Annotated in this window: 17 protein-coding genes and 4 pseudogenes; 16 read left to right on the top strand and 5 right to left on the bottom strand. The window is 67.8% G+C overall.

The window, feature by feature from the left end; all coding sequences use genetic code 11:
- Positions 1 to 41 precede the first annotated feature (41 nt).
- Both OG395_RS48165 and OG395_RS48160 read right to left on the bottom strand, forming a co-directional pair.
- Positions 42 to 1,225: pseudogene (locus tag OG395_RS48165) on the bottom strand (GDSL-type esterase/lipase family protein).
- A 56-nt stretch (positions 1,226 to 1,281) separates the two neighbouring features.
- Positions 1,282 to 1,854, bottom strand: coding sequence for a TetR/AcrR family transcriptional regulator (locus OG395_RS48160; protein WP_327248560.1), 573 nt, complete (start codon positions 1,852 to 1,854; stop codon positions 1,282 to 1,284).
- 476 nt (positions 1,855 to 2,330) lie between these two features.
- On the opposite strand from OG395_RS48160, the gene OG395_RS48155 reads away from it, so the two are divergent.
- The 4 genes from OG395_RS48155 (at position 2,331) to OG395_RS48140 (ending at position 6,401) form a co-directional block, all read left to right on the top strand.
- The gene (locus tag OG395_RS48155) at positions 2,331 to 2,882 is read left to right on the top strand and encodes an integrase core domain-containing protein (RefSeq protein ID WP_327248559.1); all 552 of its coding nucleotides are present in this window, start codon (positions 2,331 to 2,333) and stop codon (positions 2,880 to 2,882) included.
- Positions 2,883 to 3,118: 236 nt separating this feature from the next.
- Positions 3,119 to 3,547 (top strand): FAD-binding protein, encoded by a 429-nt coding sequence (locus OG395_RS48150; protein WP_327248558.1) that lies wholly within the window; start codon positions 3,119 to 3,121, stop codon positions 3,545 to 3,547.
- A 58-nt stretch (positions 3,548 to 3,605) separates the two neighbouring features.
- Complete coding sequence (locus OG395_RS48145; protein ID WP_327248557.1) at positions 3,606 to 4,097, top strand: DUF4352 domain-containing protein; 492 nt, start codon at positions 3,606 to 3,608, stop codon at positions 4,095 to 4,097.
- A 423-nt stretch (positions 4,098 to 4,520) separates the two neighbouring features.
- On the top strand, positions 4,521 to 6,401 hold the full coding sequence (locus OG395_RS48140) for a TerD family protein (RefSeq protein WP_327249696.1): 1,881 nt from the start codon (positions 4,521 to 4,523) through the stop codon (positions 6,399 to 6,401).
- A 154-nt stretch (positions 6,402 to 6,555) separates the two neighbouring features.
- On the opposite strand, the gene OG395_RS58705 is transcribed toward OG395_RS48140, so the two are convergent.
- Positions 6,556 to 7,077 (bottom strand): hypothetical protein, encoded by a 522-nt coding sequence (locus OG395_RS58705; RefSeq protein WP_442818695.1) that lies wholly within the window; start codon positions 7,075 to 7,077, stop codon positions 6,556 to 6,558.
- Between the two features lie 101 nt (positions 7,078 to 7,178).
- Between OG395_RS58705 and OG395_RS48130 the strand changes: the two genes are divergently transcribed.
- Positions 7,179 to 7,364: a hypothetical protein gene (locus OG395_RS48130; RefSeq protein ID WP_327248556.1), complete on the top strand. Its 186-nt coding sequence runs from the start codon at positions 7,179 to 7,181 to the stop codon at positions 7,362 to 7,364.
- Positions 7,361 to 7,546 carry a hypothetical protein gene (locus OG395_RS48125; protein WP_327248555.1) on the top strand — a complete coding sequence of 62 codons (186 nt, stop codon included), beginning with the start codon at positions 7,361 to 7,363 and terminating at the stop codon, positions 7,544 to 7,546. The genes OG395_RS48130 and OG395_RS48125 overlap by 4 nt, the downstream gene beginning before the upstream one ends.
- Before the next feature lie 412 nt (positions 7,547 to 7,958).
- Here OG395_RS48125 and OG395_RS48120 read toward each other — a convergent pair whose 3' ends face one another.
- Complete coding sequence (locus tag OG395_RS48120) at positions 7,959 to 9,218, bottom strand: M14 family zinc carboxypeptidase (RefSeq protein WP_327248554.1); 1,260 nt, start codon at positions 9,216 to 9,218, stop codon at positions 7,959 to 7,961.
- 284 nt (positions 9,219 to 9,502) lie between these two features.
- Here OG395_RS48120 and OG395_RS48115 point away from each other — a divergent pair.
- Positions 9,503 to 9,965 (top strand): annotated as a pseudogene (locus OG395_RS48115) (integrase); the annotation flags it as partial.
- Between the two features lie 32 nt (positions 9,966 to 9,997).
- On the opposite strand, the gene OG395_RS48110 reads toward OG395_RS48115, so the two are convergent.
- A protein-coding gene (locus OG395_RS48110; RefSeq protein ID WP_327248553.1) for an IS3 family transposase occupies positions 9,998 to 11,229 on the bottom strand; the annotation gives its coding sequence in 2 pieces (ribosomal slippage) (positions 9,998 to 10,908 and positions 10,908 to 11,229; 1,233 coding nt in all).
- 394 nt (positions 11,230 to 11,623) lie between these two features.
- Here OG395_RS48110 and OG395_RS48105 point away from each other — a divergent pair.
- The 9 genes and pseudogenes from OG395_RS48105 to OG395_RS48065 form a co-directional block, all read left to right on the top strand.
- Positions 11,624 to 11,971 (top strand): annotated as a pseudogene (locus OG395_RS48105) (ATP-binding cassette domain-containing protein); the annotation flags it as partial.
- Positions 11,972 to 12,017: 46 nt separating this feature from the next.
- On the top strand, positions 12,018 to 13,157 hold the full coding sequence (locus OG395_RS48100; protein ID WP_327248552.1) for a HupE/UreJ family protein: 1,140 nt from the start codon (positions 12,018 to 12,020) through the stop codon (positions 13,155 to 13,157).
- A 45-nt stretch (positions 13,158 to 13,202) separates the two neighbouring features.
- Positions 13,203 to 17,906 carry an outer membrane protein assembly factor BamB family protein gene (locus OG395_RS48095; RefSeq protein ID WP_327248551.1) on the top strand — a complete coding sequence of 1,568 codons (4,704 nt, stop codon included), beginning with the start codon at positions 13,203 to 13,205 and terminating at the stop codon, positions 17,904 to 17,906.
- A 384-nt stretch (positions 17,907 to 18,290) separates the two neighbouring features.
- Positions 18,291 to 18,558 (top strand): annotated as a pseudogene (locus OG395_RS48090) (integrase); the annotation flags it as partial.
- Positions 18,537 to 18,908, top strand: coding sequence for a DUF1877 family protein (locus OG395_RS48085; protein ID WP_327249695.1), 372 nt, complete (start codon positions 18,537 to 18,539; stop codon positions 18,906 to 18,908). The pseudogene OG395_RS48090 and the gene OG395_RS48085, both read left to right, overlap by 22 nt.
- A gap of 27 nt (positions 18,909 to 18,935) precedes the next feature.
- Positions 18,936 to 19,319 (top strand): hypothetical protein, encoded by a 384-nt coding sequence (locus OG395_RS48080; RefSeq protein ID WP_327241097.1) that lies wholly within the window; start codon positions 18,936 to 18,938, stop codon positions 19,317 to 19,319.
- A 20-nt stretch (positions 19,320 to 19,339) separates the two neighbouring features.
- Positions 19,340 to 20,347, top strand: a complete 1,008-nt coding sequence (locus tag OG395_RS48075) for an IS3 family transposase (protein ID WP_327242340.1) — start codon at positions 19,340 to 19,342, stop codon at positions 20,345 to 20,347.
- Between the two features lie 408 nt (positions 20,348 to 20,755).
- Positions 20,756 to 21,067, top strand: a complete 312-nt coding sequence (locus OG395_RS48070) for a hypothetical protein (RefSeq protein WP_327248550.1) — start codon at positions 20,756 to 20,758, stop codon at positions 21,065 to 21,067.
- An 80-nt stretch (positions 21,068 to 21,147) separates the two neighbouring features.
- Entirely contained in the window at positions 21,148 to 22,872 is a 1,725-nt protein-coding gene (locus OG395_RS48065; RefSeq protein WP_327248549.1) for an IS1182 family transposase, read from the top strand.
- Positions 22,873 to 23,005: the final 133 nt, after the last annotated feature.

Genomic DNA, 23,005 nt, shown 5'->3' with positions numbered 1-23,005 from the left:
CGGCCACGGCTACGGCCATGAGCCCCCTCGATGGTCGGCGGTCAATGGTTCTCCGCGGCAAAAGCGCCGTCTTCGCCGAAGGCGAGGTGGGCGAAGCGTTCGCCCATGCGCTGGTGGGTGGCGGGGTCCGGGTGCAGATCGTCGGGCAGGGGCAGTTCGGCGTGGTCGGCCTCGCCGTAGAGGTCGAGGCCGTGGAGGTAGTGCAGGTTCGGGTCGGTGGCGGCTCGCTGCTGGACGATGCGGGCCAGCTCGTCGCGGATCACGGTGAGGGTCAGCTTCCCGGCAGCTGTCTGCGCGGGGTCGCCGGTGGCCACGAACCGCAGTCGCCCCTCGCTCATCGCGCTGAGGTCCGGGGCGCTGGGTCCGGGCGTGTTCTCGTGGATGGCGCAGTAGATGGGCGAGACGACCAGCAGGGGGGTGGTGGGGTGGCCGTCGCGGATGGTGTCGAGGAAACCGTGGACGGCCGGGCCGAACGCGCGCAGCCGCATCAGGTCGGTGTTGACGAGGTTGATGCCGATCTTGATGCTGATCAGGTCGGCGGGGGTGTCGCGCATGGTGCGGGCGGTGAACGGGTCGAGCAGGGCGCTGCCGCCGAATCCCATGTTGACCAGCTCCACCTTGCCCAGAGCTGCGGCCAGGGCGGGCCAGGTCCCGGTCGGGGTGGTGGCGTAGGAGCCGTGGCTGATCGAACTGCCGTGGTGCAGCCAGACCTTGCGGCCGCTGGGCAGTGGTGTGTGGACGGGGGCGTTGGTGCGCAGGGCGGCCAGCAGAGTGGTCTCGTCGTGCGGCAGCCAGATCTCGACGTCCTTCTCCTTGTCCGGCAGGTCGGTGAAGCGCAGGGTCTCCACCGGCCCGGGACGGGTTTGTGCGGCCCCGGAGGCCAGGTCGATGGTGATCGTGTCGCCCTCGGGCGCGCTGGCCCGGCCCGCGAGCCGCCCGTCGACGAGCAGCTCGTAAACCCCGTCGGGACGTGGCGGCGCTCCGACGTAGACCCGCTTGGTGGCCACGACGTCCAGCTCGACGGCGGTGGCCCGGGTACGGAAGGCCAGCCGCACTCCGGAGGGCTGTGACTCCGCCATGGCCAGCTGGCCGTCGGGGATCTGCTGCCGGGCGCGCGCGGGCAACCGGTGGGGCAGTACGCCGCGTTCGGTGTGCTCCAGGTCGAGGGCGCCGCGCAGGAGGCCGGCGGTGATGGGGTGGTGGTCCACTGGTGCTCGGTGTTCATCTCGTTGGTCTCTTCGATCGGGAGGGTCGGTTGTTGGAGGCGGCCGGAAGGGTTGGTCAGGAGGTGGTGGGCCAGGTGCGCAGCAGGGCGTCGAGCGCGTTGAGGATCTCGGTCCAGCTCTCCTGCGAGTCGGGGGTGCTGTGGCTGAAGCCGCCCGCGGTCTCCAGGCCGACGTAGCCGCTGAAGACGCTGCCCAGCAGCCGCACCGCGTGTGTCTGGTGCGGTTCGGCCAGGTTGTATCCGCGCAGGATCGCCCGCGTCATCTGGGCGTGCCGGACTCCGGCGCTGGCGGCCGCCGTCTGCGGGTCGAGCCGGAACTGGGCCGCGGTGAAGCGGCCCGGGTGCTGGAGGGCGTAGTCGCGGTAGACGTTCGCGAAAGCGGTCAGGGCGTCTTTGCCGGCCCGTCCGGCCACCGCGGTGGAGACCTGGTCGGCGAGTTCCTCCAGGGCGAGCAGAGCGATCTTGGTCTTGAGATCGTGGGCGTTCTTCACGTGCGAGTACAGGCTCGCGGTCTTGACACCGAACCGCCGGGCCAGCTCCGCGGGGGTCGCCTGCTCGAAGCCGACCTCGTCGGCCAGCTCTGCCCCCGCCCGGACCAGGCGCTCCGTGGTCAGTCCTACCCGTCCCACCCGTGCCATCTTCATCCTCCGAATCGCTTCTCATCCCTGACATCGACGATTATGCACTTACCTAATTCGATTAGGCAAATTAGCATGTCTATTATGAAGCGACTGGCTGGACGCGCAGGCTCTGGCTGAACGAGTGGCCCGCGGTCTTGTTGGCGTTGTAGGCCGGGGTGAAGGGGAGCGGCTGCGTTACCTCCCGTCTGGCGGGCGTATGAGCTCTCCGGTCCGGCTCCTCATACAGCCGCTCACCACCCGGACGGAGCTCAGTCAGTCACGCCGTCCTCAATCAGCGCGAGGACGCCCGCGATTCGCTGGACGTCGCCGAAGGACCAGTAGACGTGTGCAGAGTGGCGTTGTGGTATGCCTCATGAGTACCGACATGCCCCTTGACCAGGCCGGATGATTTATCGGCACCCGCACCGTTGTTGAGTGCGAGAGCAACAGCCGCGAGTTCGTCGGTATCCCATCGCGGCAGGTCGGTGCCCTGGGACTTCCTGCACGTCGACACCGCGCTGGGCAGCAGGCTGTACGCGCTGGCATTTGTCGAGCACGGCACCCGCCGGTTGCACATCACCGGCGTCACCGCCAACCCGACCCAGGCCTGGCCCGTTCAACAGGCACGAAATCTCGCCGCCAACCCGGGCACGCGCTTGGAGTCACTGCGCTTCCTGCTGCGCGACCGCGATGACAAGTACGGCGAGACCTTCGACACGGTCTTCGCAGCCGAAGATATGGAGATCCTCAAGAGCGCGCCGCGAGCGCCGCGGATGAATGCCCGCTGCGAGAGGATCATCGGTAGCATCCGGCGTGAGGCCTTCGATCACGTCCTCATCATGGGCGAGGCTCACGCCCGACAGGTCCTGGCCACCTACAAGAAACACTACAACGCGCATCGGCCTCATCGGGCCCGCAGTCAGCTGCCACCCGACTCGGTCCAACAGCCCGCCACCGTGCACGACTTCGATACGCGCAGACTCCTACGCACCCGCGTCCTCGGCGGTGTCATCAACGAGTACCGCTACGCGACCTGAGTAGCAACAATGACTTTCCGAGCCCCACACGTCTGAACGTAGAGGTTGACTCACTGATAGTTCCCGGTGAAGCCGTACTCCTGGGCCAGCCGCTCGTGAATGACCGCGGCCTTCATCAGCACCTCGGCTCGGAGCATCGAGTCGATCAGAGGCCCGAACTCGTCGATCACCCTTGCGTGGGACCGCCCGCTCGGTGATCGCCGCGGAGGCGTCGCCGACCCGGTGCCGACAGGTACTTGCGAACCGTCTTGCCCGGTCTCCCTCGCGATCTCCGACAGGCTCATCGCCCCGGACTCCAGCAGGATCTTGGTGGTTCATTCCAACTCTTCTGCAATGAAGTCGAGTTGGACGGTCGGCGAGTCCGACCCGGGCGAGCAGGGCCTGCCCCCGCTCCCGGGCCTCGGGCCTCGGGCCTGGGCACCTTCCCGACGCTGGCCGACGGGGGCCTCGCCGTCGACACCAACCTACGCGTGACCGATACCAACGGCGAGCCGATCCGGGGCCTGTGGGCCGCAGGGTCCACCGGGCAAGGCGGCGTCCAGCTGCTCAACCACGGTCTGCACATCGAGGGGGCGATGATCTCCGGCCGGCTCGCCGGCCGGCACGTCGCTCAGGCGCAGAACCGGCTCGACCTGAAGCCGGTGGAGCCAGTACCGGCGGGTTGAGGATCTATCGGCCGCGCGGTCATTCCAAGTTGAAGAGCGAGGCGCTCAATGGTGTGGCATGAGCGACATGTACGTGCCCGCAACCACGGCCATGGCAAGACCATGGGAGTCAGTCGCGGTTGCCCCTGCGCAGGTTGGCGAACGGCAGCTTGCCGTGGAGAAGGGCGACGGCGAAGCGGACGCGAAGCCCGCCGACAAGCCCGCAAAGAAGCCCGCCGAGCTGGCACCGGTGCAGATCACCGCCAAGAAGACCGCGTTCAAGCCGAGCATCCTCCACGACGGCGGCGACTTCACCAGCGTCCAGGTCACCATCAGCAACAACAGCGACGAGAAGATCGACGTCAACCCGCTGTACTTCTCCATCACCGACACCGAGGGGGCCAAGCACAACGCCGAACTCGGCGAGACCGAGGATCAGATGGACGTCATGGACCTCGCCCTGGGCGAGAAGACCACCGGGGTCATCACCGGCAAGGGCGCCTTCACCCCGAAGTACGTCACCTACACCGACGGCATGTTCGGCGACGACATCCGCGGCAACGTGTCCTGAAAGGGCCGAAGTGCCCCTACGACGGTCGCGCGGCTCGCCCCGCCAGGTACCGATCAGTTCCGCAGGCAATAGGGCGCGAGCTCCCGTCCGCTCGGGCAAGCACCTAGAAGAGACTGGGTTGCTGGGTGGAGAGACGGTATCTGACCTGTGCATCTCGACGTTGGCGATCTCTACTCTCCGCGAGCTTCGGCATGTACTCGACAGGTCAAGTGATGACCACTTGTGCCATCTGTCCGCGAGCTGCTTACTGTGCAAGTCTGCTTACCAGCGAACGAGTTCTGTTTTCGTAAGACGAATATCGCAACCTGGGAGCTAAGGTTCACTTCGTGCAACGGGATGTGTTGTACAGGTTTCATGATGGACCGGGCTGCCCTGGGGAGGGTTCAGCGCCGGCCGGGTGCGCTGGGGGGCGACATGTTGGAAATGGTCAAGGGAGCCAACGCCGGGCTTGCTTCTCTGAGCGAGGACGTCAGCTCCGTGGTCCTGAGCCTCGCCTGGTGTAGTGCGACGGGGGACGACGACGCAGATGTTTCCGTGCTGCTGTTGGACGCCAACGGCAAGGTGCGCACCGACGCGGACTTCTTCTTCTACAACAACCCGGCCGCAGCTGATGGCAGTGTGCAACTCCTGGGCAAGACACCGACCGCCGATGGGAGCGAGGATCGAATCACCCTCGACCTGAGTGCAATGCCGTCGGGCGTGGAGCGTGTCGTTGTGGCAGCGAGCCGTTACGGCGACGCGCGGTTCGGTGATCTGGGCGATCTACGGATAGCGATCGCCGACCGTACGGGTGAGGCTCTCCTCGGGTTCTCCATCACCGACGCCGGAGTGGAGAGCGCGTTCATCTTCGGGGAGCTGTACCGACGGGGCGAGGAATGGAAATTCCGCGCCGTCGGCCAAGGGTACGAGACCGGGCTGGCAGGTCTGGCCACGGACTTCGGTATCGATATGGACAACGCCTCTGAGGAAGAGTCGGAGGAACCCGCGGGGGGCGCGGAGCCGTCCGCGGTGGTTGTCGAGGCTCCGGCCGAAAGTCCAGTGCACGTACCAGCACCGGCGGAGGCGCCTGAGGCAGTTGCCGCGAGGCCACGGCGTCCTCGTACTGCCAAGAAGAAGGTCACTCTCCCCCAAACGCCACGGAAGTCGCTCGCCGAGAATGACGCATGGCGGGGAGAACTCGCCATGACCGAAGGTCCGATTGACGCTGTCGACGCCGGCGGCGACGACGATGCCGACCGGGAGGTCGTCGAGCAGGAGCGGGCCGAGCTGAAGAAGTTCATCAAGGGTCTGAGCGCGGACGACATCAAGTCGGGCAGCTGGTTCACCAAGCTCAGCGCTCAGGCCATGAGTTCCTACACCGAGAAGGTCGACTGGCAGTACTTCCAGGAGCGGTACGAGGGCGTCCCCGCGGATGCCATCGTCGATCAGCGGATCAAGATGGCGGCCCGGTACGCCGCGCTCGAAGGCGGGCTCTCCGCCGGGGCCTATACGGCGACCGTCGTCGCCACCCTCGGGAGCGCCGGTGGTGCCTCGCCGGCGACCGTCCCGGCCGCCATCACGACCATGATGGTCGACGTCGCGTTCGTCACCCGGCTCCAGCTCCGCCTGGCCTACGACGTCGCGGTCCTCTACCGGGTCCCGCTCGACCTGTCCGACCCCGAGGACATGTGGAAGCTCATCCGAGTGGCCTTCACGATCAAGAGTGGGGAAACGGTCCAGAAAGGTGTGACCAAGGCGGTCCCAGCCATCGTGCGGCCGCTGATCAAGCGCTTCTACTCCGGAGAGGTACTCACCGCCACGAAGGCTCTCCCCGTCGTCGGGAAGTATCTCCTGCAGAAGAACGTCATCAAAATAGGTATCCCCCTGGTCGGCGTTCCCCTTGCCGTGGTGTTGAACCGCTATACGACACTGCTCGCGGGGCGGCACGCGCAAGCCGTCTTCCGGAACGAGGCGCGGGTGATCGAACTCGCCGAGGGCATGAGCAAGCGGAGTCAGCACCCGCGGTTGATGCTGTGGGTCGCGTGGCTCGTCATCAGGGCGAACCAGAAGATAGCCGACGACGAGGCGCTGTTGATGCGACACCTGGTGAGGCTGGTCCGGGAACAGCATCAGGTGGTCGACAGACAGCTCGCAGACCTCGTCGACATCGAACCCGCCGAGGTATGGGAGCGCATAGACGCCGAGCCGGGGGATCTGAGCGACATCCTCGACGTGGCCGACCGGGTGGCCACAGTGGACGGTGCCGTCAACACGCGCGAGAAGGCCGTCATCTCCGAGCTTCGAGATCGCTACCGCCGAGCCTGACGCCGTCATGCGTTACCTCCCCCAAAGGCGAAGATCTGACGCGTGAGTTGTGGCCTGCTGGCAGTCTTGCGGCTTGATTCGGAGGTTCGCACATGTATGTGCAACGAACCGAGCAGATAGGCCGTCAGGCGGCCGTCTACGGCTTCCTAGCCCTTCAGTTGGAGATCGACTGGTCCGCTGTAGTTCGGTGATCTGTCGGTGCGGGTAACTGGCCGGCATGCAGGCGAAGTTGCTGGATGTGCCGCTGGACGTCACGGATCTGGAGCGGGCCGAGGAGGTCGGTGACCAGCTGGAGCTTTGGTTGCTGGAGGTCGGCGGGTGCTTCCCGCGGGCGGATCTGCTTCGTCGTCGGTGCCCGGCCGGGCCTGCTCCGACGCTTGCTGCAGTCCCACCGGCGCGCCACGAGCCTTCGATGCCACGCCGGCACGGTGCCCGCAGTCACCGGGAACACCTGCGCCCAACGACGCCGGGGTATCAACGCGGACAACGCCGCGAACCACAGCCGGTCCGCCGGCTCGTAGCGCACCGGACCCGCAAGTTGCCTGCGCAGCACCGCGTTCTCGTGCCGCAGGACAAGACGTTCGGCGTGCCTGGCCACCTGCCGACGCAGCAGCACCGGGACCGACAACAGCTTCCCCGTCACCCGATAGACCAGCGAGACAATCGCCCGCGGCATCCTCCCACGCGACCCTGAGCGCCACCAGACCCCCTACGACCCGCAGCAACGCATTTCTGAACGGCACACGCCCTCAGGGCCGGTGAATAGGGAGGGGAACCATGTCCAGCATCTCCAGACGAACCCTGCTCGGATCCTCCGGGACGACCACCGCGGGTGCGGTCCCGGGCGGCGCGGCGGTGGCGCAGCCGGCCCAGGCCGCCGAGCCCCAAGCCGTGCAGGCCCAGGCGAAGACCTCCTCTGCCGACTTCCCCGAGGGGACCCTTTCGACGGTACGGCTCGCATGAACATCGGCGACGATTACAGCGCGGACATGCAGATCAAGTTCAGCGACAGGTGCAACGAGACGCCCGCCCCCTACGCCATCTCCTCGCAGGAGATCGCCGACCTGCTCAACGATCTCGCCGTCCGCCGGGGCTGGCCGACGATCACCTTCTACCGCACCCCGAAAGCCGCCGCGCTGAACTGACGCATACCGTCAGCGGCCCCGCACCGTGCACCAGCACCACCACGGTCCGGTCGGCGCGGGGGCCCTCCCGCGTCCATGCCCCATGAGCAGACACCGCCCCCACCCGCGCCGGTTCCGCTCCGCATCCGCCGGCGCCTGCGCGCCAACCGGGCCCATCCCGGCCAGGACATCACCGAGCGTCCGGCCCGGGTAGCCAGACCCTCCACCCATCCCCCACGCCGACCAGCGGTTCGCCCTCCGAGCCGCAGACACGCAGCGAGATCGCCGCAGGTTGCCAGACCCGCCTGGGCCGGGCCGCCATGGAACAGGCAGGCAACGAACAGACTGGTAACCGCGGCAGGTTGGGAACCTGCCGCGGGCCGCGTCGCTGCCGTGGGTCACGTGCCTGCGCACGGGACCCGTTCCGCCGAGGTCAGTCCGCCATGGTCTCCCACCCGTAGTCCGGCAGCTTGAAGAAGTCGTCCCCGTTGACCCGGTCGGCGCTGCCCGTGGCCAGGCCCGTCATCAGGGACTCCACTCCGGTACGTACGGACTGGACGAACATCCCGCGCTGCCGCTGTCCCAAGTCATCCTGCTGCCCGCGGACTTCGAAGAGGACTGTGCCGGTTCCGTTGAGGGCGAAAGCGGAGCGGCCCTGGCCGGCGTATTCGCGCGCGTCGGGGTGGAGATAGCGGCCGGTCGCGGCGAGCCTCGACTGCTCTCCGTATGCGTCGGCGATGCCATTGGCCACCGTGAGCGCATAGCGGCGGGACTTGTCCTGGTCCAGCTTCGGCCACTGCTTCTTGTACTTGGCCCCATCGTTCACACCGAGCGGCGGATAGTCCAGCGAGACCGTGATCAGCTTGCCGTCCTGAGGGCCGCCCGTGATGCGCTCGCAGGGACCCATGTGGTGCAGATCGATGAACGCGTCGACAGATCCCTTCTCGTTGCGCATCTTCAGATACGTGTCACGGATCGCGCGCGACTCGGGGGAGAGGAAGAAGCCGGCGTCGGCCTGCTTGCCGGGGAGGTCGGATGCCTGCGGGACATAGTTCAGATCCGGGTTGAAGTCCCGGTTGAGGTCATAGCCGGGCTGGTCGATGCCGTCTCCGCGGAGGCTGTGGTACCAGGCACGCGGGGCCCCGGCCAGCTGGGGGAACTGCGCGACGGTCTGGTCCCAGGAACGTACGTTGATACGACGGTTGAGCTCGCCGCCGTCCGGGTTCACCATCGGCATGGCAACCAGGGTGACTTTGCTGAGGAGTTCGTCGGTCTTCGGACCAGAGCTCGAACCGAGCTCCTTGAGGATGCCGATGAGGGCCTCCGTGCCCGTGCGCTCGTTGCCGTGAATAGCGCTGGTCACCATCAGGACGCGGGGGCCGGTGCCCACTCGCGCGGCCCACAGTTCGCGTCCCTGGGTGGTGCGCCCGGCGACCTCGACCTGCACCCGGCCCTTGCTGGTCTTCTCGATCTGCAGCAGTGTGGCGCCGAGTTGATTATGGTCGGTCCAGCCGGACCAGGACGGATCGTCGGAGGTCTTGCAGTTCCCCGGCTCGCTTTCGGCGGCCGTGGCGGTGGCGGCGGCCGGTGAGGTGACCAGTACGGTGCCTAGGGCGGCGGAGGCTGCGACGGTGGCAACGGCTGTGCGTAGCGCTCGCGGACGGGTGTTCCGCGTGCTGCGGTAGGTGCGCATGGGGCGGGCTCCTCACGACGTTACGGGTGGGACTGGCGTGGGGGGCGTTCCGGATGATGCTGACCCGAGGGTCAAGGAAAGGTCAATGGGGCGTATGTGAACGCCCATGTCGGCGAAGGGCCCCGAGAGCCGGGAGCCTCGGCGACGAAGAGACCACGATGTGCGCGCCCTGCCCTTGCCGATAACCTCATCCCTACAGGTGGGAGTGGGTTTCAATGCCGACCGTGGTCACCCGCGTCGGCGCTCTCGCTCGGGGGGCGGTGGAGGCGGCATGATGATCGGCCGTGCTGTTGAGACTGGCGTACCTGGGCATGACGAACGCCTTCGCGATGCTGCGACTGCCGCCGATGAGCAACCGGGAGAAGGATGTCGAGATCCTGGCTCCGCGTCATCAGATTGCCGTCCTGGAGCGGCATCTGGACGGGCAGCGGGTCCGGTTCGACGCCGGCGACCGGGCGTTCCTGGCGTCGCTGCTCCACGGCGTGCCCCGCGAGGTGCAACGCCGGATGCAACTGCTGGTCCGGCCGGACACGGTCCTGCGCCGGCACCGCGACCTGATCGCCCGCCGGGCACGCCGCCCGGTCCCGGCCCAAGCGCGGCGGCCGGCCGCGCACCGTGCGCTCGATCCGCGTGCTGGTCCCGCGCCTGGCCAGGGAGAATCCCGACTGGGGCTACCGCAGGGTGCAAGGCGAACTACTCGTGCTCGGGGTGAAGGTGGCCGCGTCCACGGTATGGGAGATCTTGAAGGGGGGCTCACCCAAGATCGTGGACACCGTGCGTTATGCGGCGAGCGCCACCTTAACCGATCGCCGTTCGAAGGTGATCGGACTGATATTCCCGATGGCGGTGTGGCGCCTTCGGGTGTTGTATCGGGTGATCCAGCGGAAGACTTCCCGGCGGGCTTCACGGGCCCCGTCCCACCGCTTCTTCCCCTTCAACGTCTCTCGTTTCAGGGAGGCGTTGAAGCTTTCCGCGGCGGCGTTGTCCGCGCTCGTGCCCACGGCGCCCCGGCTTCTGGTCACGCCGAGTTCGGTGCAGAGGTCGGCGAAGTCCTTCGAGCAGTACTGGGCTCCGTTGTCGCTGTGGAACACCGCGTCCCGCAGCCCCGGGGAACCTCGGTTGGCCGCCGCCATTCGCAGCGCGTCGGTGATCAGCTCGGTGCGCATGTGCGTCGCGATGGACCACCCGGCCAGACGCTTCGAGCGCAGGTCCAACACCGTTGCCAGGTAAAGGAATTCACCGTCGCCGATCGGCAGGTACGTGATGTCGCCCACGTACCTGGTGTTGATCGCGGGCGCGGTGAAGTCCCGCTGGAGCAGGTCCGGCACCGGCGTCGGCGAGGGCTCGGGGATCGTGGTGCGGACCTTCTTGCGCAGGTGCACCCCGACGATGCCGTGCTCGCGCATGAGGCGCTCGACGCGCTTGTGATTCGCCTGTATCCCCGCCTCGTGCAGCTCGGCGGTGATCCGGGGCGCACCGTAGGTCGCGTCGGAGTCCGTGTGGATCGCCCGGATCCGTTCCACGAGGTCCGTATCCGCGCGGGCGCGCGCCATCCGGGCCTGGATGCCGGCCGCCCAGCGGTAGAACCCGGAACGGGAGACTTCCAGGACCCTGCACAGTCGCTTGACACCGAAGGCGCCGCGATGATCATCAACAAATTGGAAGCGACTCACCAATTCGTCTCGCCCGCGAAATACTTCGCAGCCCTCCGCAGGATCTCGCGCTCCTGCTCCAGCTCCCGCACACGTGCCCTGAGCTGCTTGTTTTCCGCTTCCAGCATGTCATCGGACGATACCGGGCCCGTCGCGGAAGCGGCCGAGGGGGCCGTCTTTGAGCTCCCGCCCGGCTTCCCGCCGGCGGCGCGACGTCGCTCGGCTTCGATCCAGTTGCGCAGCGTGGAGCGGTTCACGCCCAGGTCCTGGGCGATCTCCCGAAGCGTGGCTCCCGGCCGGGACTTGTACATCTGGACGGCGTCCGCCTTGAACTCGGCGGAGTACACCTTCATCACCATGCGTGACCATCTTTCTCTGGATCCTCATGGTCCAGTCTCGGATGGTGTCCACGGTCAAGGGGGAGGCCCCGTTGCCCTTGCCGTCCGGATGCGGACCCGCGTGGGCGGTTCGGTCCTGCCCGAGTGGTGACACCGAGTGACTATCACGCCCCGGTGACTGACTTCTCGTCAATACGCCCTCGGCCCCTCCGTTCAGGCCGCCGAGTGACTCCTCGATCGCCCCCAACACCACGCAGTGTTCGCGATCGTAACTTCTCCATCCACTCCTCTGCTTTTGATCAAGCAATCGCAAAGGGTGCTGGTCGTTTCGTGTTCCATCAGCATTCAACTCGCGATCCCTGTGAGCAGCCTGAGCAGTCCCTATGGTCCTTGAGGCTCTTGAAGGAAGGGACCCATGGATCAACTCCGCGCAATCCGGGCTCGCGGCATCACGAAAAGTTTCGGTGACGTCGTCGCCCTCGACGGCATAGACCTCGATGTGACGCAGGGGCAGATCCATGGCCTGGTCGGACCGAACGGCGCCGGGAAGACGACCTGGCTCGGCCTCCTGCTGGGGCTCGCGGTTACCGACAGTGGCCGCCTCGAGGTCCTGGGCACACCGGTCGGGCGGGCACTCGACGCTCCCGACGGTGTCGCCGGCTTCGTGGACGGTCCCGCTCTCTACCCCTCGCTCACCCCACGGCAGAACCTCGCCGCGCTGGCCGCACTCCGCGGCCACGACGCGCGCACGGCGGGAATCGAAGGATGAAACGCCCGCCCTCCCCCATCTCGGAGTTGCAGCTGTGCGCATGAAAGCGTTCCTTACCACCCTCGTTGCCGCCGTCGTGACCGTGCTCCTGTGCGGCGCCCCGGCGCAGGCGCACGTCCGAACGACCTCCGTCGCCATCGACCTCCGCAGCCACGGTGACGGCGTCGCCGCCGTCGTCGACGTCGAGTACGACGTCCTCGGCAAGCTGCTGAGCCTCGACGGCCTGAGCAGCAACACTGGGTTGCCCAGTCCGGACGGGACGGTCGCCGACGTGCCCACCGATACGCGGCGGAAGGCGCTCGACGCGCATGCGACCGAGGTGGCGGCGTACGTAGGCGGCCGAGTGCGACTGAGCCGTGGCGCGATCGGGTGCACCCCGGAGGACGACCACCGCGTCGAGCTCACCGACGCGGGCGCAGTGCGGGTGTCGCTTGCCTACGACTGCCCTGCGTCGGGTGCATTCACCGTCCGCAGCGACATCTTCCGCGCCTCCGACGGAGTCGTCGACGACACCACCACGAAGGTGGCTTACGACGTCGACGGGCACCGCGGTGCCGCACTGCTCGACCTCGCGGACACCAGCGTCACGGTCGGCCACACCGACCTGCTCAGCGAGATCCCGCGGCTCGTTCGCCTGGGGTCCGAGCACCTGCTGTTCGGCCTCGATCACGTGCTGTTCCTGCTCGCCCTCCTGCTCGGTGCGAACCGGCTGCGCGACGTGGTCCAGGTCGCCTCGGCGTTCACGCTGGCCCACTCGGTGACCCTCGTGCTCGCGGCGATCGGCTGGATCAGCGCGCCAACGTGGATCGTCGAGCCGCTGATCGCGCTGTCCATCGCGTTCGTCGCGATCGACAACCTGCTCTCGCCCCGCGCCGCCCACCGGCTACCCGTCGTATTCGGGTTCGGGCTCCTGCACGGGCTCGGGTTCGCGGGCGCGCTGAGCGTCGACGGCCAGTTGTCGGTCTCGACACTGGTTGACCTCGTCTCCTTCAACCTCGGCATCGAGCTGGCCCAGCTCACCATTATCGCGGTGGCCTTCCCGGCTCTGCTGTTCCTGCGTCGGGCGGCGACCGCACCCGCCGCAGCCCGCACCCTCACGCTCGGGACGGTCGCGGCAACCCTCGCCGTCGCCGGTTCCGGTCTGGTCTGGTTCGTCGAACGCTCGCCCCTCCTGACCTGACGCCCCCAACCGTCACCCCCCAACCACACTCCCCGAAGGATTCTCATGTCCTCGTCCAGATGGACGCACGCACGCATGCGCGTGGTCCTGTACGTCACCACGCTGGGGCTTGCCACCAGTGTCGTGGCGGGCCCGCTCACGTCGTACGTGGCGACCGCCATCGACCCGCCTGAGGCCACCGTCAGTGGCGTCGTGTACGTCGACGCCAACGGCGACGGCGCTCGGAACGACGGCGAGGCCGGTCTGGCCGGCGTCCGCGTCTCCGACGGCGTGGTCGCCACCACGACCGCAGCCGACGGCACCTACTCCCTGACGATCTCGACCGACCGCCGCACGACCGACATCGTGTGGGCCAGTCAGCCCCGCGGCTACCGGTTCGGCCTCGACCAGTTCAAGGAGCCCAGGTTCTGGGCCAACCTCGGCCAGCTCGGCGACGGCGCGACGCCCGCGGCGGACTTCGCCCTCGAGCGCGACCGGATCTCCGACGGGGACAACTTCTCGTGGGCGAACATCGCCGACCCGCACGTCAACGCGCAGCTGCCCGACCAGATCCGCGAGATCAACTCGACAGGCACCGACCTGCGCTTCATCGCGGTGAGCGGTGACCTCACGAACAACGCCAGCCAGGCTCAGTTCAACACCTACCGCAACAGCACCGCGCAGTCGAACGTCGGCGTGTGGCCGGCGGTCGGCAACCACGAGTACGGCAGCGGCTCGGCGTACGCGGCCAGGATTGAGAACTACCGCACGAACGTCGGCCCCGAGTGGTACTCGTTCAACTACGGCAACCGCCACTTCGTCGTGCTGGAGAACAACGGCTCCGCACCGTTCGACGAGCAGCTCCAGTGGCTGAAGGACGACCTCGCAGCGGGCGTCCCGCTCGACGACGACCCGACCAACAACATCGAGGTCGTCGTACTGACCCACCAGCCGATGAACGTGCCGTTCGGCTCGCCGTCGACCTACGACGCCTTCGGTGACGTTCTCGAAAAGTACAAGGCTCAGCTCATCCTCGTCGGTCACGAGCACTCCAACCACGTCGAGAACGACTCGGCGTTCGCCTCGACCGCCAAGCACATCCAGACCGTGTCGAGCTCCTACACGATCGACAACGCGCCCCGCGGCTTCCGCTACATCCACATGGCGGGCTCCGGCTTCGAGAACCCGTTCCGGATGTACGGCGAGAACGAGCACCTGACCATCGTGAGCCCGGCCCCCGGCTCGAAGGTCCCGGCCGCGGGCTTCCCGGGAATCCAGGTCAACGCCTACGACACCGGTGACGAGGTCAAGTCGGCCCGCTACCGCATCGACGGCAAGGGCGTATGGCTCCCGCTGCGCGCCACCGGGGAGTTCACCTGGCAGAACAACCTGCCGGAGAACCGGCAGACCGTCGGCAAGCACAGCATCGAGGTGACCATCACCGACCAGGCCGGCAAGGTCTGGACGAAGTCCGCCGAGTTCACGCTGACCAAGGAGCCCGCGCTCGCCCCCGTCGCCGACGGTGACTGGACCCAGCACCACGGCGACGCCGCCCACTCCGGCATCGCGCCCGCGCAGGAGCCGGGCCGCCGTCTCGCCTGGAGCTACCGCACCCCGGGCACCTTCCTCACGGGCTCGCCGGTGATCCACAACGGCGTCGTCTACGCGGGCACCCGCGACGAGAACGGTGACGGCAACAGCCGCATCCACGCCGTCTCCCTCAAGAGCGGCAAGAAGCTGTGGGACTTCGAGGTGCCGCAGTCGATCCATGGCAGCCTCGCCTACGGCGACGGCCTGGTCTACGCGCCGACGCTCGGCTCGGAGCTGTACGCCGTCGACGCCACCACCGGCGAGCTGCGGTGGAAGGCCGTGCCGGAAAAGGCGCCGGCCCCGAACAACCAGCGCACCTACGGCTACTACTCGCCCGCCGTCTCCGGGCACACGGTCCTCTGGCCGTACCAGACTCGCTACGGCATCGGCAGCCAGGGCGTCCTCAAGGCGCTCGACACGAAGACCGGCAAGGAGATCTGGGCCTCGCCGATGTCGGGCAGCCAGATGAGCGACGGCACCCCGGCGGTCATGGACGGCACCGTGTACGTCGGCAACCAGACCGCTGACCGGGTGCTCGCCTACGACCTCGAGACCGGCGAGCGGAAGTGGACCGGCACCGAGTCCCTGGGCAGCTGGCAGGACGGCGTACCGACGGCGGCCGAGGGCAAGGTCTTCATCGGCGCCGACAACGGCATTGCCGCCCGCGACGCCCGGACCGGCAAGACGCTGTGGACCTACAAGAGCCCGCACACCTCGCTCGTCTCGAGCGGCTCGACCCCGAGCGCCGCGGCGGTCAAGGACGGCGTCGTCTACATGGGCTTCCCGACCGGTGCGGTCGTCGCCCTCGACGCCGAGACCGGCAACGTGATCTGGGACCGGGTCCTGCCCGGCGACACCTACCACGGTGGCGTCATGTCGAGCCCGGTCGTGGCCGGTGACACCGTCTTCGTCGGCACCAACAACGGCCGCTTCTACGCGCTCGCCGCCGACACCGGGCAGCAGCTGTGGAACCACGAGATCGGCACCTGGGTCGGCGCCGGTCCCGCGGTCAGCGGCAACACCGTGGTCGCGGGCTCGTGGGACGGCAACCTGTACGCCTACGTCCCTGGTGGCGAGGCGGCGCAGCGCTGGGCCACCGTGACCGGCACCGTCACCGACCCGGAGACGGGTACACCGATCGCGGGCGCCAAGGTCACCGCCACGGCGTCCGGTCAGGAGACCACCGTCACCAGCACCGACGCCCAGGGCCGCTACAAGCTCGGCCTGCCGGCCGCGACCTGGACGGTCACCGCCGTCAAGCGCGGGCTGATCGCCGACGAGCACTCCGCCCGCACCGTCGAGGTCGGGGAGGCCGGCAACTCCACTGCTGACCTCCAGCTGATCAAGGTCACCCGTCCGGTGGCCGGTGTCTCGACCTTCGCGCCCGACTACGGCAACGGCAGCACCCGCACCGACGTCGTCACCGGCAACAAGTACTACTACCTGGCCAACGACAAGATCCGGGCGTCCGTGACGCCGTACACCGCCGGCAACAACGGCGTGGGCGGTCTCGGCCAGGGTGCCCTGGCGGACCTCATGCTGAACGACGCCAACGGCGCCGAGACGCTCGACTGGGGCGAGATGCTGCTGCGTCCGGACCTCAACGGCACGAAGGACTCGTGGGACCGCCCGAACGACCAGATCGACTTCCCGGAGCTCGCCGTCGACGGCGCTGCGGTGGTCGGCAAGGGTGCCTACCGCGCGAACAAGGCCGTCCAGGCCCAGGTCCGCTACGCGACCCTGCCCGGCGCGCCGGTCGTGAAGATGACGGTCAACCTGACCAACACCGGCACGACCGACTACAAGGGCTACTTCAACTACATGATCGACCCGGACAGCTCCGTCGACAACGGCCGGATCCCCGGCGTCGCCGGCACCAACCCCGGCTTCAAGACCTCGGGTTGGACCGCGCCGTTCGTCTACGTCGGTGCTGACACGGCGACGACCAACGGCCAGCCGGCACAGGCGCTCGCCTGGGCGCAGGACACGCCGTACGCCGTCGGCGCCTTCGGCTACGTCGAGGGTCTCTACTACGACGTCTCCCTCGCCGTGGGCGCGTCCAAGCAGTTCAGCTTCTACCACCTGACCGACTACGCGACCGCGGGTGGCGACCCCACGCGCAACCTCGCGCAGTGGGTCGATGAGCTCGACCTGCACGACCCGGCCGTCCCGGACGCCTCACGCGCCGTCGGCACCATCACGTCGGCCGGTGCTCCGGTCGCCGACGCCCGGGTCGCCCTCGAGCAGGCCGGCAAGGTCGTCGCCTCGACCACCACCGACGCCGCGGGCAAGTACGCCGTCAAGGCTCCGGCCGGTGCGTACGACGTCAAGGTGACCGCGCTGGGCTACCTGTCCGCCGCCGGCCGGGTCACCGTCCCGGAGACGGGCAACGGCACCGCCGACGTCACGCTCGCTCCGGTCACGGTCGAGGCGAGCTTCGGCAAGCGGATCGGCTCCGGTCTGGTCGAGGCCGGCTACGGCGACGTCATGCTCGAGAACGACAAGCTCTCCGTGGCGATCGCCGACGCCTACAACGACAGCCAGCTCAGCGGCGGCACCCGCGGCAAGCCGGTCGACATCGCCGTACGCGGCATGGCCGACCAGTTCGACTGGATCAACCTGCCCTACGTCTCGGCCACCCAGCCGACCGGCGACAGCGCGTGGGACATCCGGTCGGTCGCGGCCACCGACGTCAAGATCGTGCAGGCGACCGGCGACCAGGCGGTCGTCCGCGTGTCGGGTCCGGTCAAGGGCTTCACCGGTTTGACCGCGACCACCACCTACACGCTGAAGCCGGGCGACACCTACGCCACCGTGACGACGGAACTGCGCAACACCGGCTCCGACCCGCTCAACGTGTGGACCGGAGACGCCATGGACCACGACGCCGCGGGCCAGGCCAGCATCATCCCGGGCGCCGGCGTGGTGGCGCCCGGTGCGACCGCGGCCTACACACCGACCAAGCCGTACATCGGCATGACCGGCACCGACCCGCAGGTCTTCGGCCTGGTCTACGGGACGCCCGCGAGCGCCTTCGATGTGTACGCAGCGGGCAACTGGGTGATGAGCCGGTTCCAGGTCGAGGTACCGGCGGGTGGCTCGTACACACTCACCCGGCGCCTCGTGGTCGCCCCGGGCACCGACGCCATCGGAATCCTGGACGCCGTCCCGGCGCCGTGACGGGTTAGCAACACAGTACGACCGCGTTCAGGGCCGGTCCGGATCCGTCCGGGCCGGCCCTACGGGCTTCATGCGTGGTGCTGCTGGCAGGAGACGTGACGCTGTTGCCGTCGGCGGATGCCTTCTCGCGTCGCAGCCAGTGTCGACTCTGCTGCGCAATCGGGCCGAGCAGCGGCAATCCGCTGGGCAGGCCGCGACGGTCACAACATCGTCGCAGGCCATGGTCCGTAGGGCGGAGACACCCTGGAATTGCGCAGCAGAGTCCTGCCGGTGCCGATAAATCATCCACCCAGGTGGAGGCCTTGATCGACTGACCCCTCAGGTCACGCTCGCCGACCACTCCGATGTCTTCACGTGCACAGACACGGACGACATCATGATCTCGTGCTGCTGCGCCTGGCCTACCTCGCCGCGACCAAAACCCTCGCGCTCCTGCGCCTGCCGCCGATGAGCCACCGGGACAAAGACATCGAGATCCTTACAGTTCGGCACCAACTGCTCGTCCTGCAACGCCAGGTCGGCAAGCCCACGTTCACGGACACCGACCGCACTGTCCTCGCCGGCCTGCTCCACCACCTCCCGTGGCAGAAGCTGCACCAGCTCCTGCTGCTGGTACACCCGGACACGATCATGCGGTGGCATCGCAACCTGACCCCGCAGGGTTCTCATGACTGGGAACTCCCGGTCTTCGGTGGCGACCCTGTGTACCACGCCACTTACAACCAGCCGCCGTTTCTGATACTTCGCCCCGCTCAGGTGCGCGATGTAGCGGACTTCCTGGCTGCGGTCTCCTTCGACGATCTTTGGGAGGTGGCCCGGCCGAAGGTCCTGCCTCCCTTCTCTGCCTTCGACGAGGCTGAGGTCAAGGGCTGGTTCCTCACCCATCACACCGACCTGCAGGCCTTCTACACCCGGACCGTCCCCACGGGGCACGCCGTCGTCAAGGCCTTCCCCTCTCTGTCAGCCTCGGGTGAGACGTCCCGTTCTGCGGGGTTAGCCTGAGAGGGCACGACAGGAGAACCGCCCCTTATGCCCAGCACTGAGCCCGTCGGGTCCGACCCGGCGCCGAGGCCGAAGCGCCGTACCTTCACCTCGGAGTACAAACTGCGGATCGTCGCCGAGTACGACGCCGCGCCCAGGAACGAGAAGGGCGCGGTCCTGCGCCGGGAACGCCTCTACCACTCGCATGTCAAGGAGTGGCGGGCCGCCCGGGATGCCGGGGCCCTGGAAAACCTGGTCGACCGCCGGACCAGCCCCGCCCGCACGAAGAAGTCCGCCGCGGAGGTGGAGAACGAGAAGCTGCGACAGCAGGTGGAGCGGCTGCAGAAGGACCTGGCCCGGAACAAGGCCGCACTCGAGGTGATGGGAAAAGCCTCCGCGCTCTTGGAAATGATCTCCGAGAGCGCGGACTGAAACACGCCACCGACCCCGTGGTGGACACCGCGTTCACCGGCGTTCAGGGCCAGCTGGGCATCACGGCCGCGTGCCGGCTGACAGGCCGCTCCCGGGCCACCCACTACCGCAGGCTCAAGCCCCCGACCGACCGCACGCCCCGCTCCCACGTCCAGGCCCAGCCCTCGGCGCTGACGGATCAAGAGCGTTCGGCAGTACTGGAGTTGATGAACAGCGCCGAGTACGTGGAGCTGCCGCCCGCGCAGATCTGGGCCCGTGAGCTGGACGCGGGCCGCTATCACTGCTCGGTCTCCACGATGTACCGGATCCTGCGTGACAAGGGCCAGTCCGGCGAGCGTCGCCGTCAGGCCACCCACCCGGCCAAGACCGTGCCCGAACTGGTCGCCACCGCCCCATCCCAGGTCTTCACCTGGGACATCACCAAGCTCGCCGGACCGGCCAAGGGCACCTGGTACCACGCCTACGTCGTCATCGACATCTTCAGCCGCTACATCGTCGGCCACACCGTCGAACGCGCCGAATCAGCAGAGCGTGCCGAGGAGTTGATCCGGGACACCATCGAGCGCAACGGCATCGTGCCCGAGACCGTCCACGCCGACCGGGGCACCTCAATGACCTCCAAGAAGGTCTCTCAGCTGCTGATCGACCTCGGCGTCACCCGCAGCCATTCCCGGCCGAAAGTCTCCAATGACAACCCCTACAGCGAGGCCCATTTCAAGACCACCAAGTACATGTCCGACTACCCCGAGCGGTTCGATTCCCTGGCCCACGCCCGTGATTGGTTCGACGCGTTCATCGCGTACTACAACCACGAGCACCGGCACTCGGGCATTGGATGGCACACGCCCGCCAGCGTCCACTTCGGCACCGCCGAGGAGGTCCGCGACCAGAGAGCCGTCACGCTCGCCGAAGCGTTCGCCCGCCACCCCGAACGCTTCGGTCGCCGCCCCACACCGCCCGAGATACCCCAGCAAGCGTGGATCAACGACCCCGCCAAGCGCAGGGAAACCACACCACAGATCTCATAGCCACACAAATGTCTCACTGGACTTGAAATTCACCGTTCTGGTACTGAACGGCAGCCCTCTCCCTGGCTCGCGGTACCGAGCGGTCGGCGTAGCGGCTTTGGGCTGGAGTTTCAATGACTCAGTCAAGCGCCGCCGCGCTCGGATCCGGAGCACTAGTTTGGAAGACCTGGGATGCGGGCGCTGGCTGACCTGGGACGCGTCTGACGTTGGCCGTAACTGAACTGTGGCCGAGCTTCCCCGTGAGTCCCCGCCGCTTCCCGTTGGGCCGGGCATGCAACGAGCACGGCCCGGATCGCTAGGACTGTCCGGCCGATCATGAGGGTTGCGGGGAAGCGCGTGGACGCGCAGCGCGGCGGGTGCCATGATCACGCCGGTGTCCGGCGCGGTTCCGGCGCGCAGGGAGGGACCATGAAGCTCTACGTTGCCATACCTGTTGTTCTGCTGGCGTTGCTCATCGCCGCCTCGGGCGTAGCGGGGATTACGCGTGGCTGGGTGCTCCCCGCGAACCGGCGGACGGTCCACCGCCCACGCCTCTACGGGTGGGGCCAGTTGGTGGCTTCCTTCGCCCTGTGCTGGCAACAGGTCTGCTTCTGGGCGCTCAGCGACCCCGACACCCGCCAGTGGGGGTCGCTGAGCGGCGGCGTGCTGCTGACCGGCCTCATCGTGATTATGGTGAGCCATCGCACGGGCGGTAATCAGCAGGACAGTGGCACGCCCTGAGCTTGACTCTGTCGGGGATCTTGGAGTTTCGCTGTGCGGCGGCTTGGTCAACAAGCATGCTCGTGTCGTTCCGATGACCGATGCAGCTGCCGAGGTGCCCGTTGTCCCTTCGCCTCCGTTCCGGTGAGCAAGTCCCGCCTTTGACCGCGCGGGTCGCGCGGGCGAGCAACCCGAAGGGCACGACAGCGATGTGGGTGAGAGACCGGCTGGATGGGCTGTGGTGCGACGAGGACTTCACCGACTGGTACCCGCGCGACGGGCGTCCGGGCCTCTCGCCCGCTCAACTGGCCACCGTCTGTGTGCTGCAGTTCCTGCTCGGTCTGTCGGACCGGCAGGCCTCCGAGGCGGTGCGCTGCCGCATCGACTTCAAGTACGCCATGGCCATGGAACTGGACGACCCCGGCTTCCACCACAGCGTGCTGGCCGACTTCCGTGACCGTCTCGCCGAGGGCGAGCGTGCTGACCGCCTCCTCGACCTCGCGCTGGCCCGCCTCAAAGCCGCCGGTCTGGTGCGCGAGCGCACCACGCAGCGCACCGACTCCACCCATGTCCTGGCCGCGGTGCGTGACCTGACACAGCTGGAACTGATCACCGAGGCGGTGCGGGCCGCGCTGGAGGAAGTCGCCGGCACCGCCGGCCACCTGCTGGACGGCCTGGTCGACGAGGAATGGGGGCGCCGCTACGGCCGACCGGTCCGCCTGGGCAAGAACCCCACCCGGCCCAAGACCAGGATCCTCGCCACCGGCAACGACGCCGCCCGGCTCCTGGAATACCTCTACCGGCACGGAGCAGGCCGGGCATTCGGCCGCCAGGTCCAGGCCCTGCGAGAGATCACGGTCCAGAACTACTACCGCGATGCCGCGGGCCGCCTGCTCTGGCGCACGGAGGAGGACGGCGGACCCGGGCTTGCGCCATCGTCCTTGGCGATCGTCTCTCCCTACGACACCTCGGCCCGCTACGCACGTCACGGACACATCGTCAGCTGGAGAGGGTTCTCCGCCCATCTGACCGAGACCTGTGCTCCTGACGGCCCCAACGTGATCACGGATGTGGCCACCACCGCGGCCACCACGCACGACAGCCAGGTCCTGCCCGGCATCCACACTCGCCTGGGGCGTCGCGGCCTGCTGCCCGCTGAGCACCTGGTCGACAGCGGCTACACCTCCCTGGTCCATCTGGAACAGGCCGCCCGCGAACACCAGGTCACCGTCACCGGACCGCTGCCGGGTAACCCCACCCGCCAGCACCGTCGAGGCGAGGGCTTCGGCCGGGACGACTTCCACATCGACTTCGACCGCCGGCAGGTGACCTGCCCCCAGGGCCAGGTCAGCCGAGGCTGGCATGGTCCCTACCCGACGTCCTCGCCCACCGCGGCCCCGCTGATCGTGGCGCGGTTCACCAAGGGTCAGTGCCGGCCCTGCCCAGTCCGCGCCCAGTGCACCACCTCCCGCGAAAGCGCCCGCAACGTGGGCTTCCCACCGCGAGAACTCCGCGACCTGCAACTCCGCGTCCGGACCGAGCAGCAGACACCCGAGTGGAAGGCGCGGTACGCGGTCCGTTCCGGGGTGGAGGGCACCATCAACGAGTTCGCCCACGGCCACGGCATGCGCCGCTGCCGCTACCGAGGCCAGGACAAAACCCACCTCCAGCACGTCCTGACCGCCATCGCCGTCAACATCGAGCGACTCAGCGGACTGCCGCCGACCGGAAGAACACCTCCGGCCCGACAGCCCACGGCCTTCCAGAATTTCCTGGACCAGCACAACATCCACCGGCCGAAGTCCTGGAGAAGCAGCCGTGGTTGACACCGCTGATTCCAAGATCCCCGACAGAGTCAAGCTGAGGGGGTGTCCCGTTTGAGCTTGCCCTGCATCTCCTTCCGAACGGGTGGAGTGCCCGGACGGGTGGCCCCCGGATGCGATCCGAGGGCCACCTGGG

This window comes from Streptomyces sp. NBC_01320, from assembly GCF_035974375.1.
GTDB lineage: Bacteria > Actinomycetota > Actinomycetes > Streptomycetales > Streptomycetaceae > Streptomyces > Streptomyces yanii.
The sequence above is the reverse complement of the archived record's forward strand: the minus strand, read 5'-3'. Positions and strand labels throughout refer to the sequence as shown.

Bases quoted from the DNA above. Each gene is read 5' to 3' on its own strand.
- OG395_RS48095 (WP_327248551.1), top strand. From the start codon at position 13,203: ATGTCCTCGTCCAGATGGACGCACGCACGCATGCGCGTGGTCCTGTAC.
- OG395_RS48100 (WP_327248552.1), top strand. From the start codon at position 12,018: ATGAAAGCGTTCCTTACCACCCTCGTTGCCGCCGTCGTGACCGTGCTC.
- OG395_RS48140 (WP_327249696.1), top strand. From the start codon at position 4,521: ATGGTCAAGGGAGCCAACGCCGGGCTTGCTTCTCTGAGCGAGGACGTC.
- OG395_RS48080 (WP_327241097.1), top strand. From the start codon at position 18,936: ATGCCCAGCACTGAGCCCGTCGGGTCCGACCCGGCGCCGAGGCCGAAG.
- OG395_RS48070 (WP_327248550.1), top strand. From the start codon at position 20,756: ATGAAGCTCTACGTTGCCATACCTGTTGTTCTGCTGGCGTTGCTCATC.
- OG395_RS48125 (WP_327248555.1), top strand. From the start codon at position 7,361: ATGAACATCGGCGACGATTACAGCGCGGACATGCAGATCAAGTTCAGC.
- OG395_RS48130 (WP_327248556.1), top strand. From the start codon at position 7,179: ATGTCCAGCATCTCCAGACGAACCCTGCTCGGATCCTCCGGGACGACC.
- OG395_RS58705 (WP_442818695.1), bottom strand. From the start codon at position 7,077: ATGCCGCGGGCGATTGTCTCGCTGGTCTATCGGGTGACGGGGAAGCTG.
- OG395_RS48120 (WP_327248554.1), bottom strand. From the start codon at position 9,218: ATGCGCACCTACCGCAGCACGCGGAACACCCGTCCGCGAGCGCTACGC.
- OG395_RS48085 (WP_327249695.1), top strand. From the start codon at position 18,537: ATGCGGTGGCATCGCAACCTGACCCCGCAGGGTTCTCATGACTGGGAA.
- OG395_RS48065 (WP_327248549.1), top strand. From the start codon at position 21,148: ATGCAGCTGCCGAGGTGCCCGTTGTCCCTTCGCCTCCGTTCCGGTGAG.
- OG395_RS48145 (WP_327248557.1), top strand. From the start codon at position 3,606: ATGAGCGACATGTACGTGCCCGCAACCACGGCCATGGCAAGACCATGG.